We start from the raw sequence: 4,259 nt of genomic DNA, 5'->3' as shown, positions 1-4,259 counted from the left end.
TCACCGTCCCGGATCGAGCCTTCCGGCTACCCATGGCCGCCACCATGCAGTAGCCTCTCAATCGGCTCGGTCCAAAATGCCGGTCAGGTCACCGGCGAGCACCCTTCAACGACGATCCATGACGCCCCGCGCGTGGTCTGCTCCGGCAGTCCCAGGCGCGGGGCGTTTGCGTTCGTGCCACCGGATTATCTCGGTATCCTTATACATCGCCCACCCGGCCAGACGCGGCGACCGCGCGACTTGACTGCCGCTTGGCGACGGAGCCGCTGACCCTGCCGGATCGCGGACCGATGCTGGGCTGACGTCGCCTCTACCGTGGTCCGTTCGCACCGAGGTGCAGACCCATTCTTGGTGAGAGATCCCTTCGCAGACGATGCATGGGCGCGTCTTTCATCTGAGGCTCGCTGCCCCAAGACCCTCCTTGTAGACCGCTTCCTGCAAGATACCTCGTGTGGATTGCTCAATCCACTCCGGCGATATGGTGAAAGCTTCAGCTGCTCCCACCCGAAGCCAAGCGGGGACCCGGGCCGACATGACCTGGGTCGTCGCCTGCGCGTTCGCACGCTTCTTGCCCCAGACCTCGCCGAGGCGGATGGCCTTCGTCTTGCTCTCCTCGTGGGCTCTCTGCATGACCAGCAGCGAGGCGAGAAGCGCCATGGGGTCGTCGTCGATCTTCTGGTGACCAATGTGCAGTTCGGCCAAGGCGCTGGCATCGTGCTCGGCGTCGAGACCGACAAGATGCGCAAAATCCGCCTCTGGTGGCCAGAAACACCGTTTCGGCAGGGTTCGGCACGCTAAGTGGCAAAGAATTGCCATAGCGGCGGGCTCCCCCATGCGGCCTTTCCCGAGGTGTGCGGGCCCGCTTCCCGGCACTCGCTCGGGGACCTGATCGCCCGCCGGCCACCCTCGTCCGAGCTCCCCGCCACCGGCTCGCGAGGTTGCCAATCGATGCGGGACCTTCGCGTGGATCGATCCAGCGCGGCGCGGCGGCCAGACCCCGCTGCGGGTGCGGTTGCAATCCCTCGAACGCCGTCGGACGGGGTCGCTATCCCGTCCCGAAAATGCGCCCCCCATCGGGGCACCCACCCTAGCTTAGCCTTGCCGATGGAACTCCGCGTGCTTGCCGCTAACGAAGGGTGCATTGTCGCCCTGAACCGGCGGCCAGCACGCCCACCACCGCGATCCCATGTTACGGGCTAGGCCGACGCCTCGTAGCGAGTAGAGGGCGTTCACGAGCCCGTGGCGGAGGCGCTGGGTCTTGCCCATTTCCCCGACCTCCAACTTGGTCGCTCCGTCGTCGCCCGCATTGACCAGCAGCCTCAGAACGGTGGCCACGGCCCAGGCTGCGGTGTCCAGCAACATGGGTGGGGGACCGACCACGGCAGGATCGGCGATTGCCAAGCTGCCGACCTTATCGACCAGCTCCTCGACGAGTGCCCCTTGCTGTTCAATGGCCTTTGCGAGGGAGGCGATGACCTCGACATCGGCCGAGCCCCCACCCTCGTTCCCGGCTGGTGGCGTGGGGGCCTCCAGCGCCGTGAGGTATGCGGCGACAGCCTCAACGTAGACGTCGCTGATCCTGCAGGCCCGACGCGCCGCCAGCATCCTCACGGCTGCCTGCATCCCCTCCGGGATGTAGACCATCGCCTTGACCTTGCCTGCGGATGCCGCCGTCAGTCCCGGGGCCACGTTCGACGTGGAGATCTTCTGCGGTGTGGCCATCAAGGGGAATGCCTGGGCTGGCGACTGCAAGCTGTCATGACAACACGTCGTCGAAAGTCGATGCCAGGGCGACAGGGTGTACAGCCGGCCTGCGTGCTGTCATGCTGTCATGACAGCACGCTATCGTAGAGGTACGGCATCAGGGGTCGGCCGGCGAAGGGCGGGTCGCAGATCCGTGGTCGCGGCATCGAGCCCACCGCACAGACGGTAGCTCTAGAATACCGCGTCCTAGGCTGCCGGAAGAACCTCGACCAACCCAGACACGACTCTTTCGCGCTCACGGCAGCGTCGCAAGAACTCGGCTAGATTCTCTTCCTGGGCACGGAGCAACTCCTCGTCGGGCACGTCCTCCTGGGGGTCGAACGTCCCGTCCGGGTCGTCCGCCTCGTGGGCGAACGCCTCGTTGCCGGGTATCCGCGCCGCTTCCATTATCCAGGCTTTGCGGAACGACCAGATCATGCGCTCCGCTACGCTGATCGCCCATTCGGCGCATTCCCTTGTAAGCACCTTGTCGACCCATGGTCCGGGGGCGAAGGGGTCGAATTTGAAATGGCCGATGAAGTGGCGTGCATAACCATCCGCTCCGACGACCTCCTCGTTGTCGCCCTTGAAATGTAGAAGTTGGTCCCGGAGGTCGAACAAATTCCTCAAGTCTTTTGGTAATACATCTGGCTTCCACTCGCCACCAAACAAGGCCGCCGGTACGATGCCCCAAAGCCTCAGCGTAGGGACCCGATCCTTATAATTTTTGCATTCCTGGTCTAAGATTTTTCTGATGGGCGACCCACTCCATCGTTCTTCATTCCCGTTCCTGATGAAATGGACCACCGAATTAATGAAGGCCTCAAGGGCGCTGCACGCTTGCATGACGACCGTGGAAGGCCCGTCGGTCCCTGCGACGTCTTTAGTGAGGTTGTGCATGGCCTTGGCCGCCTGCATCGCGCGTCCCGACCAATTGGGAAACGCCACGAATTCGTGAACCCCGTCCACCACCCGATGAGAAACCCAACACCTGCATTCGCCGGCAGCCCCTGGCCGCTGCATCAACAGGTCGATGCCGGCGTCGTGTTGCATCCCGGCATATCCAGGCGCGCCGGCCTTCACCCTGCGCCAGGTCACGATTGGCCTGATCCTGAACTCGACCGGGGGCGGGACGTGTTCCCAAGCATAAGGTTTCGTGGAGGCGACATCCGGCGATGCCGGCACGGGCGCGGCGTCCTGCCAGGCCCCCAGCGCGCCCTTTACGCGTTTATGGGCCCTGCCGATCCTCGCCGCGAGGTAGCGGTCGCGACATAGCCCAACGACCGTCTTGGCCCTGAATGCGATGTTCGTGGCCTCGGCCAGCTTCCCTATCCGCTGTGTCGCGAGCGCGGCCGATAAATGAACCCTGGCCCGGTCCTCGTCCCTCGGCAGGAACTCGGAGACGAACAGAGCCTTCCGGACATACTCTTCAACCGCCGCCGTGCGACCGATACGGACGTAATATCGTGCCAACGCCACGAAGTTCTCGGCGCAGCTTCCCCAATCCCCGGCTTCCCGCCGCAGGTCCGCCGCGACAGCGTGCAGGCCGGCACCCCTTGCCCTGGATACGTCATCGCCGATACGGGCCGTCGTCCGGGCCTCGTCCGTCAAGGTGACCGCCTGCTTCAGCATGGCAGCTTGCTCAGCGGTGGGATGGTACCTGCCGCGCGGCCTCTCAATGCTCTCGAAGCCGGAAGCGGGAAGCCACTCGCCCGTGACCGGTTTCCTCGGGTCTCGCACGAAGGGCGGGACCTTTGGCGGCACGCGGACGCGAGGTGCGCGTTCAAGACCCGTCTCTTGCGTCGATCCCGCCATCGTCCGAACCCCGGCCCGTCCCCAATGGCGGGGGATTGGACCGGCCGCACGTTACGGAAGGCTCAAGACGGGGGGGCTTACATTCCGAACCCGACGGTGTCCCCGTAATCCTCGTCGCGCTCGTGGACGACGTTCCTTGGCCATTGCGGCATCGGGGGCGCGGCGGGACGTGTCTGGTAGCCGATGTATCCCTGGGCAAAGGGGAGACCCTCGGTCCTGACCGAGTCGTACAACAGCATGTTCATGCCGGTCACAGTTCCGGCCAGGACGCGGCAGCCCAGCCTATCTGCGATTGACACCAGCAGCGCCCGGTAGGGCTCATGCACCGGCTTCAGCAGCGCCATGAAGGATTTGTTCGTCGGCGTTGACCTGACCGGCTGGCTTTGGACCGGGCTGATTGAGAGGATCAGCCAGGACTGAAGGAGTCGGACATGCGGCGAGGTCAGAAGACGAGCGCGGAGCAGGTTGTGCTGAAGCTGCGCCAGATCGAGGTGCAGACCGCCCAGGGCAAGAGCTTGGCGTTGGCGTGCAAGGAGGCAGAGATCTCCGAGCAGAGCTATTACCGCTGGCGCAAGGAGTACGGCGGCCTGCAGGTCGATCAAGCCAGGAAGATGAAGGATCTTGAGCGCGAGAATGCTCGGTTGCGCCGCCTCGTGGCGGATCTATCCCTGGAGAAGCAGGTGCTGGCGGACGTCGCCTCG

The 4,259-nt window shown here is 64.4% G+C and carries 5 protein-coding genes; 1 reads left to right on the top strand and 4 read right to left on the bottom strand.

The features are described 5' to 3' along the window. Positions 1–390: 390 nt before the first annotated feature. The 4 genes from BM140_RS24930 to BM140_RS24915 all read right to left on the bottom strand — a co-directional run bounded on the left by BM140_RS24930 (position 391) and on the right by BM140_RS24915 (position 3,902). A complete protein-coding gene (locus tag BM140_RS24930) occupies positions 391–834 on the bottom strand; it encodes a hypothetical protein (protein WP_091952137.1) in 444 nt (147 codons plus the stop codon). Positions 835–1,092: 258 nt separating this feature from the next. Then, the gene (locus tag BM140_RS24925; protein ID WP_091952136.1) at positions 1,093–1,722 is read right to left on the bottom strand and encodes a hypothetical protein; all 630 of its coding nucleotides are present in this window, start codon (positions 1,720–1,722) and stop codon (positions 1,093–1,095) included. A gap of 228 nt (positions 1,723–1,950) precedes the next feature. Beyond that, on the bottom strand, positions 1,951–3,375 hold the full coding sequence (locus BM140_RS24920) for a hypothetical protein (protein WP_091952135.1): 1,425 nt from the start codon (positions 3,373–3,375) through the stop codon (positions 1,951–1,953). Between the two features lie 260 nt (positions 3,376–3,635). Continuing rightward, positions 3,636–3,902 carry a hypothetical protein gene (locus BM140_RS24915; protein WP_091952134.1) on the bottom strand — a complete coding sequence of 89 codons (267 nt, stop codon included), beginning with the start codon at positions 3,900–3,902 and terminating at the stop codon, positions 3,636–3,638. 87 nt (positions 3,903–3,989) lie between these two features. Between BM140_RS24915 and BM140_RS24910 the strand changes: the two genes are divergently transcribed. Continuing rightward, positions 3,990–4,259, top strand: a 270-nt coding sequence (locus BM140_RS24910; RefSeq protein ID WP_165616522.1) for a transposase, incomplete at its 3' end; no start/stop codon positions are given.

It is taken from the genome of Methylorubrum salsuginis (assembly GCF_900114375.1).
In the GTDB taxonomy this organism is placed as follows: Bacteria; Pseudomonadota; Alphaproteobacteria; order Rhizobiales; family Beijerinckiaceae; genus Methylobacterium; species Methylobacterium salsuginis.
Note: the sequence above shows the minus strand (reverse complement) of the source record. Positions and strands in the feature narration are given on the sequence as shown.

Excerpts from the sequence above, each read along its gene's own strand:
- BM140_RS24915 (WP_091952134.1), bottom strand. The coding sequence starts at position 3,902 with ATGGCGCTGCTGAAGCCGGTGCATGAGCCCTACCGGGCGCTGCTGGTG.
- BM140_RS24920 (WP_091952135.1), bottom strand. The coding sequence starts at position 3,375 with ATGCTGAAGCAGGCGGTCACCTTGACGGACGAGGCCCGGACGACGGCC.
- BM140_RS24930 (WP_091952137.1), bottom strand. The coding sequence starts at position 834 with ATGGGGGAGCCCGCCGCTATGGCAATTCTTTGCCACTTAGCGTGCCGA.
- BM140_RS24925 (WP_091952136.1), bottom strand. The coding sequence starts at position 1,722 with ATGGCCACACCGCAGAAGATCTCCACGTCGAACGTGGCCCCGGGACTG.